The sequence below is a fragment of the Micromonospora sagamiensis genome, from assembly GCF_014680085.1.
GTDB lineage: Bacteria > Actinomycetota > Actinomycetes > Mycobacteriales > Micromonosporaceae > Micromonospora > Micromonospora inyonensis.
Map to the genome: position 1 here is coordinate 308,143 of NZ_AP023438.1, position 18,923 is coordinate 327,065.

The following is an 18,923-nucleotide window of genomic DNA, read 5'->3' on the forward strand; positions in this document are numbered from 1 at the left end:
TGGTCCGCGCGGCCGAGCTGAACCGGGTCGGTGAGCAGGTCAGAGACGGCCCGCTAGCCTTTTCCGGCATGTCTGCCTTCCGGAACTCGCCCAACATCCTGTTCGAGACAACCGTGACGGCGACCCGGCGGCTGTCGCCCGGGTTCGTCCGCGTCACGCTCGGCGACGAACGACTACGGGATCTGGCCCCGTACCAGCTCGACCAGCGCATCAAGATCATGCTGCCGGTCACCGGCGACTACCCGGCCGGGCTGCGGGCGGGGCTGCCCGAGCAGGGGTGGCGACGCGAGTGGCGGTCCGTCCCCGACCGCGAGCGTCCATGGCTGCGCAGCTACACCGCGTACCGGACACGGCCGGCGGTGGGTGAGTTGGACCTGGACTTCTACCTGCACCAGCCGCACGGTCCGGCGAGCTGCTGGGCGACGGCGGCCCGACCGGGCGACCGACTGCTCCTGTCGGGTCCGCACATCCAGGCCGGCCAGCCCGGGTACGGCGTGCAATGGGCGCCGGGGCCGGCGACGCGGGTGCTGATCGCGGCGGACGAGACGGCGTACCCGGCGGTGCGGGGCATCCTGCCCAGCCTCGGTCCAGAGGTACGGGCGGCGGTTCTCCTGGAGGCCGGTGCCGCGGCGGATGCGGCCACCCTCGACGACGTGACCGCCGGCCACTCGGTCGAGGTCCGGTTGCGGGGCGAGGCCCGGGGCGGGACGGTGCTGACCGCCATGGTCGGCGACTGGCTGGCCGAACACGGTCCTGCGGCGGCCGGTACGGGGACTCGCTTCTACGCCTGGATAGCTACGGAGAGTAGCAAGGTTGCGCATGTGCGCCGACTCTTCGCCGAGGCGCACATCGCCCCGGAACAGGTTCACACCCAGGGGTATTGGCATGATCGCTAGTCCGCGACGAGGCAGCGAATGAGGGTACGCTAACCTAACCCAGAATCGCGCCATCACTGTAAGTCACCAGACGGGAACCTGCACCGTGCGCTCACCAACCCCTCGAACAGCCCGCCGACGCCTCCTCGCCCTCACCATCGCCTCGACGATGGCGCTCGTCGTGGCCGCCTGCGGCTCCCCCGACTCCGACCCGGCGAGCAGCGTCGGCGACACCAGAACCGTCGAGCACGCGAGGGGCAAGACCGACGTACCGGCCGCGCCGACCCGGGTCGTCGTCCTCGAACCGGTACAGCTCGACACCGCCATCGCCCTGAAGATCACCCCCGTCGGCGCGGCCGTACTCAACGAGGCCACCGGCGTGCCCAAGTACCTCGGGGACAAGGCCGCCGGCATCACCACGGTCGGCACCGTCCAGGAACCCAACGTGCAGAAGATCGCGGCCCTCAAGCCCGACCTGATCATCGGCACCGAGTCCCGGCACTCCGCCCTCTACGACCAGCTCACCGACGTCGCCCCGACCGTCTTCATGGCCTCGCAGACGGCGCCGTGGCAGGACAACGTCCGCTTCACCGCGACCACGCTCGGCGGTGCGGACTCCGCCGACAAGCTCCTCACCGGCTACCAGCAGCGGTGCGCGGAGATCGCCAAGAAGTTCGACACCGCCGGCAAGACCGCACAACTCATCCGCCCCCGTGACGGCGTCCTCACGCTGTACGGACCCACCTCCTTCGCGGGCAGCACGCTGAACTGCGTCGGCTTCACCACCCCGCAGCGCGACTGGGAGAACTCCATCTCGGTCGACATCTCCCCCGAACGGGTGCTGGAGGCCAAGGCCGACCACGTCTTCGTCACCACCGTCGACGTGAACGACCGCAGCACCATCCCGGCCTCGGTCAGCGCCAACGCCGCCGCCTTCCCCCGCCTGCACCTGGTCGACCAGTCCTTCTGGATCACCGGGGTCGGCACGGTCGGCGGGCAGGTCGTCCTCGACGACCTCGAACGCATCCTCGCCGCGTCGAATTGACCACCACCGCATCCGCGCGCGCGGCACCGCCGACCACCGGCCGTGCCGCGCGCCGTCGTAGCACCCGGCGCTGGCTGACCGGGGTGGTCGCCGTACTCCTCGGGTCGCTGGTGTTGTCGGTCTTCGTCGGCGCGAACCCGGTGCCCCCGTCGGACGTGTGGGCGGCGCTGCGGGGCGCGGGCACCGAGACCGCGCAGTACGTGGTCTGGGGACAGCGCCTGCCGCGCACCCTGGCCGGACTGCTGGTCGGTGCCGCGCTCGGGGTCGCGGGCGCCCTGATGCAGGCGTTCACCCGCAACGCGCTCGCCGAACCGGGCATCCTCGGCGTCAACGCCGGCGCCGCCGCGTTCGTCGCCGTGGGCATCGCCTTCTTCGGGGTCACCTCGCCGGCCGCCTACATGTGGCTCGCCCTGCTCGGCGCGCTCCTGGTCGCCATGGCCGTGTACGCCGTCGGCGGTGCCGCCGACCTGCGGGCCAGCCCGACCCGGCTGCTGGTGACCGGGGTGGCGGCGGGCGCGGTGCTGGCCGGACTGACCACCGGAGTCACCCTCACCCACCCCGACACCTTCGACCGGATGCGCGGCTGGAACGCCGGTAGCCTGCTCGAACGCGACATCGCCGTGGTGCTCCCGGTGTTGCCGCTGATCGCGGCCGGGCTGGTCGCGGCGCTGCTCACCGCGCGCAGCCTGAACGCACTCGCGCTCGGCCCGGACCTGGCGGCCGCGCAGGGAGTCAGCCTCGTCCGGACCCGGCTGCTCGTGCTGGGCGCGGTGACCCTGCTCGCCGGTGGGGCGAGCGCCGTCGCCGGCCCCATCTCGTTCGTCGGGCTCGTGGTGCCGCACCTGGTGCGCTGGGGCGTCGGCACCGACCAGCGCCGGATCCTCGCCGGATCCCTGCTGGCCGGCGGGGTCCTGGTGCTGCTGGCCGACGTACTCGGCCGAATCGCCGTCCTGCCCAGCGAGATGCCGGTCGGCATCGTCACCGCGTTCGTGGGCGCACCGGTCCTGATCGCGCTGGCCCGACGCCGACGGGCGACGGCGCTGTGAGCGCCGGGATCCGGCCACCCCGCCGCACCAAGGGAAGCCGCCGACTGGTGCTCGGCACCGACCGCGCACACGTGTCCGTCGGCGTACGCGAGGCCGCCGTCTGCGCCACCGGGGCGCTCCTCGTCACGGCGCTGGCGGTGGTCGGCCTCTGGGTGGGTGACTTCCCGCTCCGCTTCGACGAGGTCCTCGGCGTGCTCGGCGGCCGGATCGGTGGGCTGACCCGCACCGTCGTGCTGGAGTGGCGGCTGCCCCGCATCGCCGCCGCCATCACCTTCGGCGCGGCGCTCGGGGTCGCCGGTGCGATCTTCCAGACCATCACCCGCAATTCGCTGGCCAGCCCGGACATCATCGGCCTGGCCAACGGCTCGTTCTCCGGGATGCTGATCGCCCTGCTGATGCTCGGCGGCGGTTGGCATCTGCTGATGCTCGGCTCGCTCGCCGGTGGCCTGCTGGCCGCCCTGGCGATCTACCTGCTCGCGTACCGGGACGGGCTCTCCGGGTTCCGGCTCATCGTCGTGGGTGTCGGGGTCTCCTCGATGCTCGCCGCCACCAACACCTGGCTACTGCTCCGCGCCGACCTGGAGACGGCACTCTTCGCCGCCGCCTGGGGTGCCGGCTCCCTCAACACCGCCACCGCCGAGGTGGTCTGGCCCGCCGCCGGGGTCATCCTGGCGCTGCTGGTGATCACCCCCCTGTGGTCGGCGGCCCTGGCCCAGCTGGAACTGGGCGACGACGTCGCCGCCGCCAGCGGAGTCGCGGTCGACCGGGACCGCGTCGCCCTCGTGCTGGTGGCGGTCGTCCTGGTCAGCGCCGTCACCACGGTGGCCGGGCCGATCTCCTTCGTGGCCCTGGCCGCCCCGCAGATCGCCCACCGGCTTGTCCGGGCACCGGGACTGCCGCTCGCCGCCACCGCCGTGGTGGGGGCGTTGCTGCTGCTCGGCTCCGACCTGGTCGCCCAGCACGTGATCCCGCTGACCGTGCCGGTGGGGGTGGTGACGGTCACCCTCGGCGGCGCGTACCTGCTCTGGCTGCTCGTCCACGAGATCAGGAGGACCGGATGGTCGACCAGCTGAACGCCCGGCTCCGCGCCGAGCGCGTCACCCTCCGCTACGACCAGCGGACCGTCAGCGAGGAACTGTCCTTCGCGGTGCCGGACGGTTCGTTCACCGTGCTCATCGGGCCGAACGCGTGCGGCAAGTCGACGCTCCTGCGGGCCCTCTCCGGGCTGCTCCGCCCCGCCGTGGGAAGGGTCCTGCTCGACGGGTCGGACCTCGTCGCGCTGCCGGCGAAGGAACGCGCCCGCCGGATCGCGCTCCTCCCGCAGACCATGACCGCACCCGAGGGGATCACCGTCCGGGAACTGGTCGGCCGGGGCCGCTATGCCCACCAGCGGGTGCTACGCCGCTTCTCCCGGGCCGACGAGGAGGCCGTCGAGGCGGCCCTGGCCTCGACCGGCACGACCGACCTGGCCGACCGTCGGGCCGACGAACTCTCCGGCGGGCAGCGACAGCGGGCCTGGATCGCCATGGTGCTGGCCCAGGAGACGCCGCTGGTCCTCCTCGACGAGCCCACCACCTACCTGGACGTGGCTCACCAGATCGACGTGCTCAACGTGCTGCACCGCCTCGTCACCCAGGGCCGCACCGTCGTGGCCGTGCTGCACGACCTCAACCACGCGGCCCGGTACGCCACCCATCTCGTGGCGATGCGCGACGGCCGGATCGTGGCCGAGGGCCATCCCGCCTCGACGGTGGGCGCCGAACTCGTCGCCGAGGTCTTCGGGATGCCGAACCAGGTGGTTCCCGACCCGGTCACCGGTGCGCCGCTGGTCGTACCGGCCGACACCAGGGAGCCGGCCGCCGGCTGAGCCTGGACGACCGCCACGCTCGCCGGACGTCGGCGGCGTCCAGAGGGGCCGCCAACCGCACCGGCGAACCCGAGGTTCCCGGGCGGTCCGCGGGTCAGCGCCCGGCGCGGACGGCGGCGACGGCCTCGACCTCGACGAGCTGGTCGTCGTACCCGAGCACGGCCACCCCGAGCAGCGTGCTGGGCGGCTCGTGGTCGCCGAAGGCGTCCCGGACGACCTCCCAGACGGCCACCAGGTCGGCCCGGCGTGGCGACGCCACGTAGACCGTGGTCTTGACGACGTCGGTGAGCAGGGCGCCGGCCGCCGCGAGGGCGGTCTCCAGGTTGGCCATCACCTGCCGGGCCTGGCCAGCCGGGTCGCCCGGCGCGACGGTCCGCCCCTCCGCGTCCAGCGGGCAGGAACCGGCGGTGAAGACGAGCCGGGCCGGCGGCTCGACCGTGGCCGCGTACGCGTACTCGGCGACGTCGGACAGGGCGGGCTCGCGAATCAGTCGGGCCGGTGAGGTCACGGCGGCGACGCTACCGCCTGCCCCCGAGCGGCTCAACGAATATCCGCCGACCGGTCATGGTGGACGTGGTCGCCTGCCCACTCACCCTTTGATCTCCGGGTCAGGCCTGGTCACGGTCCCTCCGGAACGGGTCGGCACGTGATCGGCGATCAGAGCCGACCCGCCCGGAGGGACGTCTTCGTTCATCGACAACAGTCGGGCGTTACCCGAAGATCGTTATGGGAGCGGTTGCAGGGTGAAGTTCTCCGTCGTGGTCTTTCCTCTCATGATCCGGCTATCGCGGGTCTGCGGCACGTACCCGTGTTTCGCCACGACGATCTGCAGGGTCTGTCTGGTCTGGTTCATCCAGCGGGCGTAGCTGCCGTCCGCGCCGGTGACCAGTGTGAAGGCATCGTCTGCGTCGTTGACCTGGACGATCGCCCCGGCTTCGGGTGTGACGGCACCATGGGGGGACTGGCCACTGACGGTGCCCGCCAGCTTGCCCCACGACTTCGGTGGAAGCACGTTCATGGTGACGCCGATGGTGGGGCTCGGGTGCGGGGTGTTCTCCTTGATCTTCAGCTCGGCCGTGTAGGTGCCCGGCTGGCTGACCGCGGTGGAGTCGAACACGACTCCGACGGTGAGGCTGTCACCGGCCTTGATCGTCGCTGTCGTCGGCCCAGCGCTCAACCACGAGACGCCGGGGCCACGACAGTCCTCGTATCCCGGAAGGACCTCGCTGGCTGGCGTTGCGGACCAGTTCGCCCACGACCCGCCGATCTTGAAGAAGCCGCATGCGGCGGCACCCCGGTACAGCGAGTTGTTGGAGTTGGGGAGGGCGGTCCACTTGTCGGCACGCGGGTCGTACGCGTACCCCTCGTTGGTCACCGCCGTCGAGTCGCCAACCGCGCCACCGGAGAGGAGCAGCCGGCCGTTGGCGGCGCTGTAGCTGGTGCCCCACGCGTCGTACGTGCCCGGCAGGTCGGCCCGACGCGTCCAACTGTTCGTCGCGGGATCGTAGGAATACGTCGAGACGGAACTCGTCGCACCGGTGAAACCACCGGCACAGACGACCTTGCCGTCCAGACCCGCGCAGGCGAGCCAGGAGGTGTTCGTCGGGTAGTCGGCAGCGGTCTGGTAGGTGTCGGTCTCGGTGTCGTACACGACCACATCGCGCGTGCCGCAGCTGCTCGTGCAGCCGCCGACCATGTAGATCTTCTCGTTCAGCACCGCAGTCCCCGCCGCGGCCGCCGGCGACGGATGGTTGCGTGCGCCCTTCGTCCAGGTGTCGGTCTCCGGGTCGTAGATGGCTGCGACGCCGACGGTGGCACCGTCACCACCGGACCAGCCGCCGATCATGTAGAACCTGCCGTCGACGAATGCCGCCGAGGCCTGCTGTCGTCCTTCCGGCATCGGGGCCAGCGCGGTCCAGGTCAACGTCGCCGGATCGTAGACGTACGACGCGGTGGTCGTGCCGAATCCTGATTCGGTGCCGCCGAAGGAGTAGACCTTGCCGTCCAGATTGCCGGCATGGTTGTCCATGATGTCGATGGGATAGTTGGGCAGGTCGACCCATGGCTCGCTCTGTGGGACAACGGGGGGCTTGGCATCATCCGCGGTGGTGGTCGCCGATGACGCCAGTGGCAACGGGGTCACGTTGGTCTTCACCCGATTGACGGAGGGGCCGGTGGACCCCGCGATCCTGGTCGATGACGTTCTGGTGCCGTCGGCCTTCAGGATCGTGAAGCTGCCGTCGTTCTCGGTGATCTCCAGTTCGACGGGCGCGGTGCCGTCGTTGGTGATGGTGAAGGTGCGCTCGTCCACGCCGCCCAAGGTGACGCCAGCCTGCACCAGGGAGGGCTTGACCTTGAGGCGCCCGGCGCCCAGCAGGAAGTCGGCCGAGGTCACGCCGCTCTTGACCACGTCGACGGGTCTGGTCGTCGACTGGTAGCGAGCCTTGGTCGCAGTGAACGGGTGCTTGCCGGTCAGCGACGAGTACATCCAGTAGAAGCCGTCGGCCACGGCGTCGTCCTGCGGGGTCGCCACGGTGGTGGCGGTGTCGTGGGGAGCCTCGTCGCTGGTGACGGTCGCACCGTTCACCGGGGTCTTGTCGTTGGCGTCGTAGACGTTGCCGACCAGGAGACCGACATCGAGCGGGACGCAGTCCCGCTGGCCGACGAAGACGTCGTCCACCTGCCACCAGTGGCTCCAGGTGCCGACCTGGTAGTGGAATCTGACCTGCACGTCGGGCTGTCCGGCCGCGCCAGGTAGCGGGACCTGCACCTTGTGCGGTCCGCGCAGGCTGGTGTCCTGGGTCCACACCGTGGTCCAGGTTGCGCCGCTGTCGACAGAGAAGTCGACCTTCGGCTTCTCGCTGGCGTGATGCAGGTAGTCGGTCGCGAACTCCAACGTCGCGTCGGTGATGTCGGTGAGGTCGAGCACCGGCGTCACGAGTGCGGTGTCCTGGGGGCTCGGCGTGCCGTAGTAGTCGCCGTTGACGTCCGCGAAGGCCCCGTCGCCACCGGTGAGGTTGCCCCAGTTCTCCGGGTCGGTGAAGGTCCAGACCCGCCCTGTTCCGAGGTTGTCGACGACGGTCCAACCGTCGGGGACCTTCCCGGAGTCGAAACCCTCCTGGAGCACGCGCTCATACACGAGGCGGTAGCCCGGAGCATTGCACGCGAGGGTGACCTCCAGCGTCAGGTCGAGCGTGACGTTGCCGCCGGCGGTGAGGTCCAGGGTCACCGTCTTCGGGTCGTAGCCCGCGTACTGCGCGGTCACCTGAACCCGGTAGTTGGTGCCCGACGGGAGGTTGAGCGAGTAGGCCCCGGTGACGGGATCGGTGAACGCGGACACCGGGGTGTCGCCGACGTCGAGTTTGGCGTAGAGGGGCCAGCCCTGGCCGGATCCGTCGGTGATGGTGCCCGTCACGGTGCTCGACGGGCGGCTTGCCAGCGGTACGTTAAGCGTCGTCGTCTGATCCGCATCGATCTTGACTGCGGTGAAGGTGCCGGTCGCGTAGCCGAACTTGGACACGCTCAGGTCGTACGCGCCCACCGGCAGCCGCAGTTCGAAACGGCCGTCGGCGTCGGTGCTGACCGTACGGGCGATCAGGCCGGTCAGGCCAACCCTGGCGTCCGCGACCGGGCCCCCACTCGTCGCGTCGGTCACGGTGCCGGACAGGACTCCCGTGTCGCGGGTCGGGGCGGCAGCGAGCAGCGCGAGCGCGTCCAGCCGACCCTCGCCGAAGACGTTGTTGTCGTCGTCGGTGCCACCGCACTGGTTGTCGGGGCTGTCGACTGCGGAGCCGTCCGTCAGGGCCTTGGTGGCGGCGACGTCCCCGAGCAGGGTCGGCGCCGCCGACCAGGCCAGGGCGATCGCACCCGAGACGTGTGGGGCTGCCATCGAGGTGCCGGAGTAGTGGGCGTAGCCACTGCCCGGGACCGACGAGCGGATGGCCGATCCCGGAGCGGAGATGTTGGGTTTGGTCTCCCCGTCCTGGCCGGCTCCCCGGCTGGAGTAGGGATTGATGGCGTGACTGCTGTCGTAGTTGCCCACCGAGTAGTTGATGATCCGGCTGCCGGGTGACCCACTGGTGTTGCAGGCGGAACCGATGTTGCCGTTGGCCCAGACGCTGAAGATTCCGGAGGCCTCCCACGCCCTGGAGATGTCCTCCATGAACGGGTCGTTGGACGGGGACTGCGTGCCCCACGAGTTGTTGATGATGTTCGGGCGCTTGCTGGCGTCGGGATTCTGGCCGTTCAGGTCGGTGGGTTCGAGCAGCCACTGGCCGGACTCGATCAGCGTCGTGTCGCTGTCACAGCAGCCGTTCGTCGTGATCCAGGTGGCGCCCGGCGCCATACCGATCTGATTGCCCGCACGGTCGTCCCCGACCATCGTGCCCATGGTGTGGGTGCCATGGCCGTTGAGGTCACAGGGCTTGCCCCCACACGTGCCAGAAGCGTCGAACCAGTTGTAGTTGTGGTCGAAGGTCCCGTCGCCGGTGGTGCCGCGATACTGCTTGACCAGTGCCGGATGGTCGTACTGCACCCCGGAGTCGATGCTCGCGACCACGACGCCCTCACCGGTGATGCCGTATGTGCTCCAGACGTCGTCGGCGTTGACGTCGGCGATACCCCACTGGAGTGACTGCGGCGTGGCACCGGGCTCGTCCTCAGCGACTACGGGGATCTCGTAGGTGCGCGGCTCGTAGAGCATCTGCACCTCTGCCCTTCCGGCCAGTTGCCGGGCCAGCGTCGCCGAGCCGTCCTCGACGTAGATCGCGTTGGTAGCCCAGAACGACTTGTAACTGACCTTCGCCTTGTCCAGCACGGCGCGTACCCCGCGCTGGCTGCGCGTCGCGCTGGCCTTCAGCACGTTCGCCGTCGTGGTGCCTCGGACGTCCCAGTCCTTGATCCGCCCGGCTTCGGTCAGGTCGGCCCGTTCGGTGAACCGGACCAGGAAGTCCTGCTTGGCTGCCACCGCGAACTTCCCGGCGAGAGGCTTCTCGATCTTGGCACTCGGCCGGTCGGTCGGCTCCCCCTCGGTCGGCGCAGCCTGTGCCGCCGGGGCCGTGCTGGAGAGCAGTGCCAGCAGGGCGATCGTCGCAACAGCCGCGGTCCTCGACTCTCGCCGCGAACCCCGAGGTCGTCGTTTCCACATGCGCCTTCTCCTCATCGTGCGGATGCCTGCCGCAGTTCCGGTCGTGGCAGGCGCGAAACGGTTCATCTGGACCAGCCGGTCGGTCAGGTGGTGGCCAGCCCCCGCAGGCGCGCGGCAAGCCAGGTTGGCGGCGATGTCGGCGAACCCGGCGAAGCGGAAGAGGGCATGTGATCCTCCTGGGGATGAGCCAGAGCCGCCCCAGGACAACATCGCCGCAGGGGCTTGGGGAAGCGCCCACGACGTGCGGGAATGCGACCGTGCGTGTTTCCGACAGCCGCCGAGGGAACCGGCCGGACGCGGGTCGTCAGGAGCGCGTTCGTCAGGCCACGGGCGGTAGCGGCGATGCTGCTTCGTCCGCCTCAGCCGCCGATGACCGACCGCCGGTCGGCTCGTCCACCAGCCATCCGCGCCGGTGCGCCTCCCAGCCGAGTTGCAGCCGGGTGCGCGCCCCGGCCTCGTCCATCATCAACCGCACCCTGCGTTGCACCCAGCGCTCACTGCGGCCGAGTTGATGGGCGATCGTCGCGTCGGTGGCCCCGGTCAGGAGCAGCCCGAACACCCGCCGATCATCGATCCCCGGCCAGCGGCGCTCGGCACCAGATCCGAGAGCGGCGTCTCCGACAGGCAGTGGGGTCGCCTCGCGCCACATCGCCTCGAAGAACTCGACGGCGAGGGTCACGAGGCCGCCGGAATGCACCAGCAGCACGGCCGGTTGGGCGTCATGTCGCACCAGGGGCAGAACACCAACCCGCTGGTCGTACACCCTCAGCCGCATCGGCACCGCAGGGTGCACACGAAGCTGGTCGCCCGGCCTGACGGTCTGCCGCAGCCGCTCGATCGTGTGGTAGTCGTCGGCGAACACCGCGTGGTCGAAAATCACCCGGCTGATCGGAGCTGTCGAGAGTGCGGCGTCGTCGCTGAACGAGACCGCGACGAACGGCGGCTTCACCAGCGCGAGCACCTCCTGCGCGGCTTCGCCCAGCCGGCTCAGCTGCGCGTGCAAGGCGGCCTCGCCTACCACGACCTCCACAAGATGCTCCGCGCCGCCAGCCCTGACCGTCCGCTGGTGGGACTCGGAGAGCGCGAGCAGTTCGCGCTGCGCCTCGAGCAGCCGCGAAGCCTGCTCGACCAGGAGCCGCTGGCCGGTCAGCAACGGCGGAACGGCGGTCCACCGCACCTCACCGCCGAACTCGGAGCGGCTGGCAAGCGCATGCTGCTCCAACGCCGCGAGCATGGTGACGGCGTCATCAGTGCTGGTGCCCGACGCCCTGGCCATCTCGTCCGGCGCCACCGACGGAACAGTTACCAGGTGGGCATACGCGTCAGCCAGGCCAGCCGGCAGACCGAGCCCTTCAAGCACGGCACCACCACCTACTGCGGTGCCCGCAGCGCCGCCCGCACTGGCCAAGCAGTCTCGGTTGGCGGCGACGGGTCACCGTCCAGATGAGAGACCGCCGTTTGTGCGGGCTCGGCCGCCGGGATCAGGCGGGCGGCCGGCCGAAGCAGCCGGATCCACTCGTTCGCCCCGCCGACCGGCGGGTACCGGTGGGCAAGGTCTGCGAGCTGGCTCTGACCTGCGATCATGCGCGGATCATGCCGCCATCACCGGCAGCCGGTCAAGGAACCGAACTGGTTGCCAGCGGCTCCATTGCGTGGGGCGTTGGCAAGATCACGGCAGACGTGAGCAGTGACGTCACCAGCTACTTCGATGTCGGCTGTTCCCGCCGCCGCGGCTGGCGGCAGCGCTCGGTGCTGCCGGCACGAGCAGAAGTGCCAACGGCCGGCGATCGAACGCGAAGGGCCCGGCCCGCCGAAGCGAGCCGGGCCCCTGTGGCAGAACGCGTCCGCCGCTGACTAGAGAGTCAGGGTCCAACTGTCGATGTAGCCCGTGTCCGCGGTGGCAGCATCCTGCACCCGCAGACGCCAGGTGCCGCTTCGCGCCTCGCTGGAGACGTTGACGGTGTAGGTCTGGTTGATGTTGTCGGCGCTGCCGCCAGCGCGGTTGTGCAGGACGTAGGCGCTGCCGTCCGGGGCGATCAGGCTGACGACCAGATCGCCGATGTACGTGTGGACGATGTGCACTTCGACCTTCGAACTGCTCGACCCGGTGCCCGTACAACCGATCGAAATGTTGCTGTACACCGTCGTGTTGTCGGGAATCGAAACATTGGTGTCATTGGTCGCAGGCGGGCACCCCCCAACCGGATTGACCGTCCAGGTGAACGACGTACTGCCGGTCTGGCCCGCGCTGTCCCGCGCCGTGACCGTCGTGGTGTAGGTCGCCGCAGTGGTCGGCGTACCGGTGATCTGCCCGGTCGAGGAGCTGATGACCAGGCCGGCCGGCAGGCCGGTAGCCGACCAGGTGTACGGCGCGGTGCCACCCGTCGCGCTGTTGCCCAGGGTCACCGCGGTACCGACCGTGCTGTTCTGGTTGCCGGGGCTGTTCACCGCGAGCCCGCCTGGCGCGCCGCCGAGGGACTGCGCCGCCGTCCTGATGTCGTTGGCGAAGTAGCGCACCTCGGTGTAGACACCGGGCGCGTTGGGACGGGCGCAGCCGATGCCCCAACTGGTGATCCCGACCTGAATCCACTCACCGGCGGCGTTGCGCTTGAACATCGGACCACCGGAGTCACCCTGGCAGGTGTCCACCCCGCCGGTGCTCATGTAGCCGGCGCAGATCTCCTCGTCGTGGATCAGACCGGAGTAGCTGCCGCCGGCGCTGGCACAGGTCGGATCGCTCACGAACGGGACGTCGGCCTTCATCTGGTAACGCGACTGCGCGCCGCCCTCCCTGGTGGCGCCCCAGCCCGCGACGGTGAAGGTGCCACTGTGCAGCGAGGTGTCCGTGGCGATCGGCAGCAACGGACTGTTGATCGGGCTCGACAGGCGGATCAGCGCCCAGTCCTTGCCGTCGCCGTTGTACCCGGGTGCCCGGTACACGTAGTTGGACGTCCGGGTCACCCGGTTCGGGTCCTGCAGGTCCACTACGCCCCAGGTGGCCGTAATGGAGGTGGTCGGGCCGGTCGCCCCCACGCAGTGCGCCGCGGTCAGCACCAGGCTCTGGGTGTACATGGCGCCACCACAGCCCATCGACAACCGGACCATCCACGGGAATTCGCCCTGTGCCGCCGGCGTGCCACCCACGACCATCGGACCGATGTCAGAAGCGTGGCCCGGCACCGCCGTAAGACCACCGCCCATCATCGCCCCGACCAGCGCCACGACGCCGACACGGAACGCCTTGCCCAGTACTCGTCTCAACGGGCCCCTCCCTCGATCCACCGGCGCGACGCATCCACCATGCGCACATTGCCGCCTGCAAGGTAGCCCCGATAGAGACAAATATCAATATCGAAGATTGCCGATGCAGATGGCTTGCGGAGGAGGTACCCTCACCGGCACCGCGTCGCGGGCTTCATTCGGCCGCGAGCCGACCAGACGGTCGACGACGTCGAAGTCCGTGCTGGCCGACACGAGTGGCCCTCTCTGGTGTGGGGGCTAGGACGGGACGTCGAGACGGGTGCCGAGAGCGGCGAGCGCGGCGCGCACCCCGGCGGGGATCGCGTACTCGGGCTCCGGGGCGAAGCGCGGCGTGTGGTTCGACGGCATGTCGTCGGGTCCCCGGCCGGGACGGTAGGCGCCGAACATCCAGAAAACGAGCGGCACGCCGATCGCGTCGGCGAGCCAACCCACGTCCTCGCTGCCGGTCGCCCGCAGGTCGCGCGCGACGTTGTCCGGCCCGAAGACGGCATCGAGGACCGCCGCCACCTCGCCGGCCTGCTCCGGCGCGTTGAAGCACCGGGGGAAACGGCTGATCTCCTCGATCGTCGGCTCGGGCGCGCCACTCGCGACCGCCTCGGCGACGATCATGCGCCGGACGGCGGAGAGTACGGTCTCCCGCGTCTGAGCATCCGGCGTGCGGATGTTGAGCGAGAGGGTCGCCTCGTCGGGAATGACGTTCTCCTTCGTGCCGGCATGAAAGGTGCCCACGGTGAGCACGACCGGGGACCCGGGTTCCACCTGCCGGGAGACGACGGTCTGCAGCCGGGTGACGAGGTGGGCACCGAGCACGATCGGGTCGATGGACTCGTGCGGACGGGCACCGTGTGCGCCGCGTCCGCGCAGTCGCACACGCCACGAGTCGCCAAGGTTCATGACGTTCCCGACGCCGATCCGTACCTGGTCGCTCGGCAGGGATGTCACGTGCTGCGCCAACACCGCCTCGGGACGCGGGGCCTTCTCCCACAGCCCGTCGTCGACCATGGCCGCCGCCCCCGCGGCCGTCTCCTCGGCCGGCTGGAAGATCCACACGACGGTGCCGGCCCAGGCGGCCCGGTTCCCGACCAGCACGCCGGCGGTTGCGAGCGCGACCGTCACGTGGAGGTCGTGGCCGCAGGCATGCATCACCCCGGACACCGATCCGTCCGGGAGTCGGCCCGTGTCGGTGCTCGCGTAGGCCACGCCCGACTCCTCCTGGATCGGGAGCCCGTCGAGGTCCGCGCGGTATGCCACGACGGGTCCTTCCCCGTTGCGCAGGATGCCGACGACGCCCGTACCGCCGCACCGGAACGTCTCGATGCCCAGGTCGGCGAGTCGCGCCTCGACGAACTCGGCGGTCCGGTGCTCCTGGCCGGACAGCTCGGGATGGGCATGCAGGTGGTGATAGACGGACACCGCCGGAGCCAGCCGTCCCCCGCTCCAGAGCCGGCTCAGCACGGCACCCGCAGGACCCGCCACCCGCGTCGACCGGCTCACGTCGGCACCGGGGCGGTCGCCTCGAAGTCCTCCGCCAGCTCGTCGAGGGCGGCCGTGACGCTCGCGTCGATGTCGAGTTCGGCACCCGCGATGACGTCGTCCAGATGCGACTCGCGCCGGATGCCGCAGATGACGTTGACGGCGTCGGACGACGCGAGGAGGTAGGCGATCGCCAGCGCACCGGGGGTGGTGCCCAGGGACGAGGCGACGGCGGTCAGTCCCTCGACCAGGTCCACGGCCGGTCCGAAGCGGTCGCCGAACAACGGGTCGTCCCGCCGGGAGCCTTCGCGCGTCGGCGGCGCGGACCGGGTGAACGCGCCCGTGAGCAGCCCGTTCGCGAGGGGTGAGTAGGCGTGCAGGGACAGTCCTGTCGACGCGCACAGCGGCAGGATGTCGTCGCGCACCTCGCGGGCAAGGAGGCTGTACCTGCGCTGCACGATCTCGATCGCGTCGTGCGCGAGGTAGGTCTCGACGTCCTCCGGAGGACAGTTCGACGCACCGATCGTCAGGATCTTCCCCTCGTCGCGCAGCTCGACGAGCGTCGCGATCGTGTCCTCGATCGGCGTCAGGAACGGCGGCATCGTCGGGTTGTGGGTGTAGTAGATGTCGATGCGGTCGGTGCCGAGCCGCCTCAGGCTCTCCTCCACCTCGATCCGGATGGTCCGCGGACTGAGGTTGCGCTTGACGGCGTGTCCGTCCCACGTGAAGCGGTAGCTGCCCTCGTCGTCGCCCCACCACAGCCCGCACTTGGTCGCGACGATGACATCGTCGCGGCGACCGCGAATGGCTTCGCCGATCACCTCCTCGCTGTGACCGAATCCGTAGACCGGCGCAGTGTCGATGACGTTGACGCCACGGTCGAGGGCGGCGCGTACGGCACGGACCGACACCGCGTCGTCGGCATCCGGGTAGCGGAATCCGCCGCCGACGCCCATGGCACCGAAGGTGACCACGGACGCCTTCAGCGAGGTCCGGCCGATCGGGCGGTACTTCATGCGGTGTTCCTCTCGAATCAACTCGGTCACGAGACGGATGCCCGGCAACGGCAAAGCCGGCCGATGTCAGGTCATGTCGAGGCGAAGAACCCCGCCGACTCCGACGTTCTCGGCGGCGTGCTCCTTGATGATGACCACCACCTTGACGGTGTCGCCCCAGTCCTTGGCCTGGACGACATCGTTGAGCGCCTTCACTGTCCGACGCTTGAGCTCCACGCTCTTGCCGGGTGCCGTGTACAGGAGGAACGTGATCTCGTAGCCGTCCTTCACCGTGCAGTTCTCGGGTGGCAGCGGCACGAGGTAGACGCTGCGCATGTGCGGGGGCAACTCGAAAGCTGTCTGCGCCGCACGCCCGATGTCGTGGACGAACGTGGGGAGGTCGACCTTGTCGAGCGGGAGATCGGTCATGCCGACGACGCTGACCATGGTGTTTTCCCTTCCGGGGGTCGTGGTTCGATGGGCCGGTGAGGACTCAGGGCGTCTTCTTGAGGCCCTTGTAGGTGTTCGCGATCCAGGTCTTGTAGTCCGCGGACTGCATGAACGAGACCGCCACGTCGAGCCAGGCGGTGTTCTCGTAGCCCTCCTTGACGACCCAGAGCGTGCCTCCGTAGGTGCCGTAGACCTCCGGCGTCTCCTCGTAGAGAGCCTTGATCGAGGGGTCCTTCATCAGGTGGACCGTGATCGACGGCGCGGTCATCGCATCCAGGTCGGGGAACGCCGCGGCCTTGCTGCGCGGGTTTACCTCGACCCAGCGGAGGTTTTTCGGGTTGGCGGTGACGTCGAGGATCGTGGGTGCCTCGACCCCCTTCTTGAGCTCGATGAGGCCGTTGGCGGCGAGGAGCTGGAGCTCACGGGCGCGATTCGCGGAGTCGTTGGCGATGCCGATGCGCGCGCCGTTCGGGAGGGCGTCGGCCGAGGCGTGCTTGCTCGAGACGAACTGCACGGCGGTGGTCTGCAGCCAGGGGCCGTAGGTGACGAGCGATGACCCGTTGCTCTCCTGGTAGCTCTTGAGGTAGTTGGCGTTCTGGAAGAAGTTGGCGTCGATGCTGCCGTCCTCGGTGGCCCGGTTCATGGCGATGTTGTCGTCGAACACCTGGACCTTCATCGTGTAGCCCTGCCGGGCCAGATGCTCGGCCACGAAGTTCAGGTCGGGCTCCTCGCGGGCGAGTACGCCGATCGTGACCGTCTTGCCGTCGCCTCCGGAGTCGGAGCCGGACGAGCAGGCCGCGAGGGACACGGCCAGGGCGACGACGACGAGCGGGATCGCTCTCCTGAGCGGGTTTCTCATGGGGTGCTGCCTTTCGTGCTGGGCACATCAAGGGGCCGGGGTCACCGGAGTTTCCGGTAGAGGGCGTTACCGCCGAGCTGAATGCCGATCACCATGACGACCAGGATCGCGACGGTGCCGTACATGATCTGGTCGTTGAAGTTCTGGTAGCCGTAGGTCAGGGCGACGGCACCCAGGCCGCCCGCGCCGATCGTGCCGGCCACCGCGGTGAAGCCGAGCAGTGAGATCACCCCGAGCGTCATCTGCGAGACGATCGCCGGCACGGACTCGGTGACGATGACCCGGAAGGTGATCTGCCGGTCGCTCGCGCCGAAGGATCGTGCCGCCTCGATGAGGCTCGGATTGACCTCCTTGAAGGCGCTTTCGAGGAGCCGCGCGATCAGCGGGCTGCCCGCGAAGGTGATGGCGAAGACCGCCGCCCACACCCCGATCGAGGTGCCGACCACCAGGCGGGTCAGCGGGATGATCGAGATGGCGAGGATGATGAACGGCACCGACCGCAGCATGCTGATGACGGTGCTCACGATCTCGTGGACCGTCCGGTTGGGTCGGAGCCCGTGCGTGTCGGTCGTCACGAGGACCAGGGCGAGCGTGAACCCCACCAGGGTGCACGTGACGAACGAGCCGAGCAGCATGATGATGGTGTCGAGCAGCCCGGGCAGGATGATCCGCTCGAAGAGCTCGGAGAACTCGTACTGGTACATCAGATCTCCTTCCAGTCGGCCCCGAGAGCGGTCAGGCCGTCGCACACCGCGCGAAGATCGGCGTCAGCCACCTGAAGCAGGAACGATCCCGAGACCCGGTCCCGGTAGCGATCGAGCCCGCCCCACGAGATCTCGAACGGCACACCGGTACGGATGGCGAGCTGCGACAGCAGACTGGTCCCCGCGGCGTCCCGCTGGACGACCCGGACGAGCGAGGTGCCGGGAGCGACTTCCGGGCGACGCCCCGCGTCGCGAGTGAAGTCGCCCAGCAGCTCCGGGTTCTCCAGGAAGAAGTGCTCGACGGTCCCCTCCGCGCGCAGGTGCCCGCCGCTGAGCAGGCCCATCCGGGTGCACACGGACTTCATGACCGCCACCTCGTGGGTCACCACTACGATCGTGAGGCCGAGCTCGCCGTTGATGCGCTTGAGGAGATCGAGGACCGCCTCGGTGATGTTCGGGTCGAGGGCGGAGGTGGCCTCGTCGCACAGCAGGATCATCGGATCGTTCACCAGAGCCCGCGCGATGGCGACCCGCTGCTTCTGCCCACCGCTCAACTCCCGGGGCAGCGCCTTGAGCTTGTCACCGAGTCCGACGAGGTCGAGGAGATCGCGCACCTTCCGGTCGGCCACCGACCTGCGTACGCCCTGGCACTTGAGGGGGAAGTACACGTTGTCGTAGACGTTCTTGCGCTCCATCAGCGAGAACTGCTGGAACACCATGCCGATTCGGCGGCGGAACCGTGGCAGGTCCCGATCGCCGATGGCACCTACGTCCGTGCCGTCGACGACGAGGCTGCCGCTGTCGATCTTCTCGAGCCGGTTGATACACCGCAGCAGCGTGGACTTCCCCGCGCCGCTCACGCCCACCAGGCCAAAGATCTCCCGCTGGCCGATCTGCAGGTTTATCTCGTCGAGCACGACGTGATCGCCGTAGGACTTCTTCAGGTCGCGGAACTCGATCACCGTCGCTGCATTCCTTCCCACGCGCATTCAATCTCGACACCATCCGGAAAAGGGCAGACGACAGCACGACGATGTGGTGACCGACCCCTGGTTGAGCCTCATGCGGCCCGTCGCACCGACACCGTTTTCATTCGTCGACAATCGGCGACGGAAACGGCATCGACCTCACCGGCGTCGAGGCGGTGGGTCCGCGTCACGGCACCAGGGGACGGCCACGTCGTCCGTCCCGCTGGCGTCACG

At 69.4% G+C, this 18,923-nt stretch carries 15 protein-coding genes; 5 read left to right on the forward strand and 10 right to left on the reverse strand.

What is annotated here, in order from left to right:
• The first annotated feature begins 68 nt into the window (after positions 1–68).
• The 5 genes from IGA62_RS01080 (at position 69) to IGA62_RS01100 (ending at position 4,833) form a co-directional block, all read left to right on the forward strand.
• Positions 69–896 carry a siderophore-interacting protein gene (locus IGA62_RS01080; RefSeq protein WP_145817033.1) on the forward strand — a complete coding sequence of 276 codons (828 nt, stop codon included), beginning with the start codon at positions 69–71 and terminating at the stop codon, positions 894–896.
• Between the two features lie 148 nt (positions 897–1,044).
• Positions 1,045–1,920 (forward strand): ABC transporter substrate-binding protein, encoded by an 876-nt coding sequence (locus IGA62_RS01085; RefSeq protein ID WP_145817031.1) that lies wholly within the window; start codon positions 1,045–1,047, stop codon positions 1,918–1,920.
• Positions 1,917–2,966 (forward strand): iron chelate uptake ABC transporter family permease subunit, encoded by a 1,050-nt coding sequence (locus tag IGA62_RS01090; protein WP_145817029.1) that lies wholly within the window; start codon positions 1,917–1,919, stop codon positions 2,964–2,966. The genes IGA62_RS01085 and IGA62_RS01090 overlap by 4 nt, the downstream gene beginning before the upstream one ends.
• A complete protein-coding gene (locus IGA62_RS01095; RefSeq protein ID WP_198501178.1) occupies positions 2,963–4,039 on the forward strand; it encodes a FecCD family ABC transporter permease in 1,077 nt (358 codons plus the stop codon). The genes IGA62_RS01090 and IGA62_RS01095 overlap by 4 nt, the downstream gene beginning before the upstream one ends.
• Positions 4,036–4,833 (forward strand): ABC transporter ATP-binding protein, encoded by a 798-nt coding sequence (locus tag IGA62_RS01100; RefSeq protein WP_198501243.1) that lies wholly within the window; start codon positions 4,036–4,038, stop codon positions 4,831–4,833. Before IGA62_RS01095 ends, IGA62_RS01100 begins: the two co-directional genes overlap by 4 nt.
• Before the next feature lie 94 nt (positions 4,834–4,927).
• Here IGA62_RS01100 and IGA62_RS01105 read toward each other — a convergent pair whose 3' ends face one another.
• The 10 genes from IGA62_RS01105 to IGA62_RS01150 form a co-directional block, all read right to left on the reverse strand.
• Positions 4,928–5,323: a RidA family protein gene (locus tag IGA62_RS01105; protein WP_145821880.1), complete on the reverse strand. Its 396-nt coding sequence runs from the start codon at positions 5,321–5,323 to the stop codon at positions 4,928–4,930.
• Between the two features lie 234 nt (positions 5,324–5,557).
• Positions 5,558–9,979: a S8 family serine peptidase gene (locus tag IGA62_RS01110; protein WP_145817025.1), complete on the reverse strand. Its 4,422-nt coding sequence runs from the start codon at positions 9,977–9,979 to the stop codon at positions 5,558–5,560.
• Between the two features lie 319 nt (positions 9,980–10,298).
• Complete coding sequence (locus tag IGA62_RS01115) at positions 10,299–11,339, reverse strand: helix-turn-helix domain-containing protein (RefSeq protein WP_145817023.1); 1,041 nt, start codon at positions 11,337–11,339, stop codon at positions 10,299–10,301.
• Between the two features lie 494 nt (positions 11,340–11,833).
• A complete protein-coding gene (locus tag IGA62_RS01120) occupies positions 11,834–13,201 on the reverse strand; it encodes a trypsin-like serine protease (protein WP_280526149.1) in 1,368 nt (455 codons plus the stop codon).
• 276 nt (positions 13,202–13,477) lie between these two features.
• On the reverse strand, positions 13,478–14,734 hold the full coding sequence (locus IGA62_RS01125) for an amidohydrolase (protein WP_198501179.1): 1,257 nt from the start codon (positions 14,732–14,734) through the stop codon (positions 13,478–13,480).
• Positions 14,731–15,729, reverse strand: a complete 999-nt coding sequence (locus tag IGA62_RS01130) for an aldo/keto reductase (RefSeq protein ID WP_145817020.1) — start codon at positions 15,727–15,729, stop codon at positions 14,731–14,733. Before IGA62_RS01130 ends, IGA62_RS01125 begins: the two co-directional genes overlap by 4 nt.
• A 66-nt stretch (positions 15,730–15,795) precedes the next feature.
• On the reverse strand, positions 15,796–16,137 hold the full coding sequence (locus tag IGA62_RS01135) for a tautomerase family protein (RefSeq protein WP_145817018.1): 342 nt from the start codon (positions 16,135–16,137) through the stop codon (positions 15,796–15,798).
• Positions 16,138–16,201: 64 nt separating this feature from the next.
• Positions 16,202–17,017, reverse strand: a complete 816-nt coding sequence (locus IGA62_RS01140; RefSeq protein WP_145817016.1) for a MetQ/NlpA family ABC transporter substrate-binding protein — start codon at positions 17,015–17,017, stop codon at positions 16,202–16,204.
• Between the two features lie 41 nt (positions 17,018–17,058).
• Positions 17,059–17,721, reverse strand: coding sequence for a methionine ABC transporter permease (locus IGA62_RS01145; protein ID WP_145817014.1), 663 nt, complete (start codon positions 17,719–17,721; stop codon positions 17,059–17,061).
• Positions 17,721–18,683, reverse strand: coding sequence for a methionine ABC transporter ATP-binding protein (locus tag IGA62_RS01150; protein WP_145817012.1), 963 nt, complete (start codon positions 18,681–18,683; stop codon positions 17,721–17,723). Before IGA62_RS01150 ends, IGA62_RS01145 begins: the two co-directional genes overlap by 1 nt.
• Positions 18,684–18,923 lie beyond the last annotated feature (240 nt).

Coding starts and splice junctions, on each gene's coding strand:
- IGA62_RS01080 (WP_145817033.1), top strand. CDS start 69: ATGTCTGCCTTCCGGAACTCGCCCAACATCCTGTTCGAGACAACCGTG.
- IGA62_RS01085 (WP_145817031.1), top strand. CDS start 1,045: ATGGCGCTCGTCGTGGCCGCCTGCGGCTCCCCCGACTCCGACCCGGCG.
- IGA62_RS01110 (WP_145817025.1), bottom strand. CDS start 9,979: ATGTGGAAACGACGACCTCGGGGTTCGCGGCGAGAGTCGAGGACCGCG.
- IGA62_RS01130 (WP_145817020.1), bottom strand. CDS start 15,729: ATGAAGTACCGCCCGATCGGCCGGACCTCGCTGAAGGCGTCCGTGGTC.
- IGA62_RS01135 (WP_145817018.1), bottom strand. CDS start 16,137: ATGACCGATCTCCCGCTCGACAAGGTCGACCTCCCCACGTTCGTCCAC.
- IGA62_RS01140 (WP_145817016.1), bottom strand. CDS start 17,017: ATGAGAAACCCGCTCAGGAGAGCGATCCCGCTCGTCGTCGTCGCCCTG.
- IGA62_RS01145 (WP_145817014.1), bottom strand. CDS start 17,721: ATGTACCAGTACGAGTTCTCCGAGCTCTTCGAGCGGATCATCCTGCCC.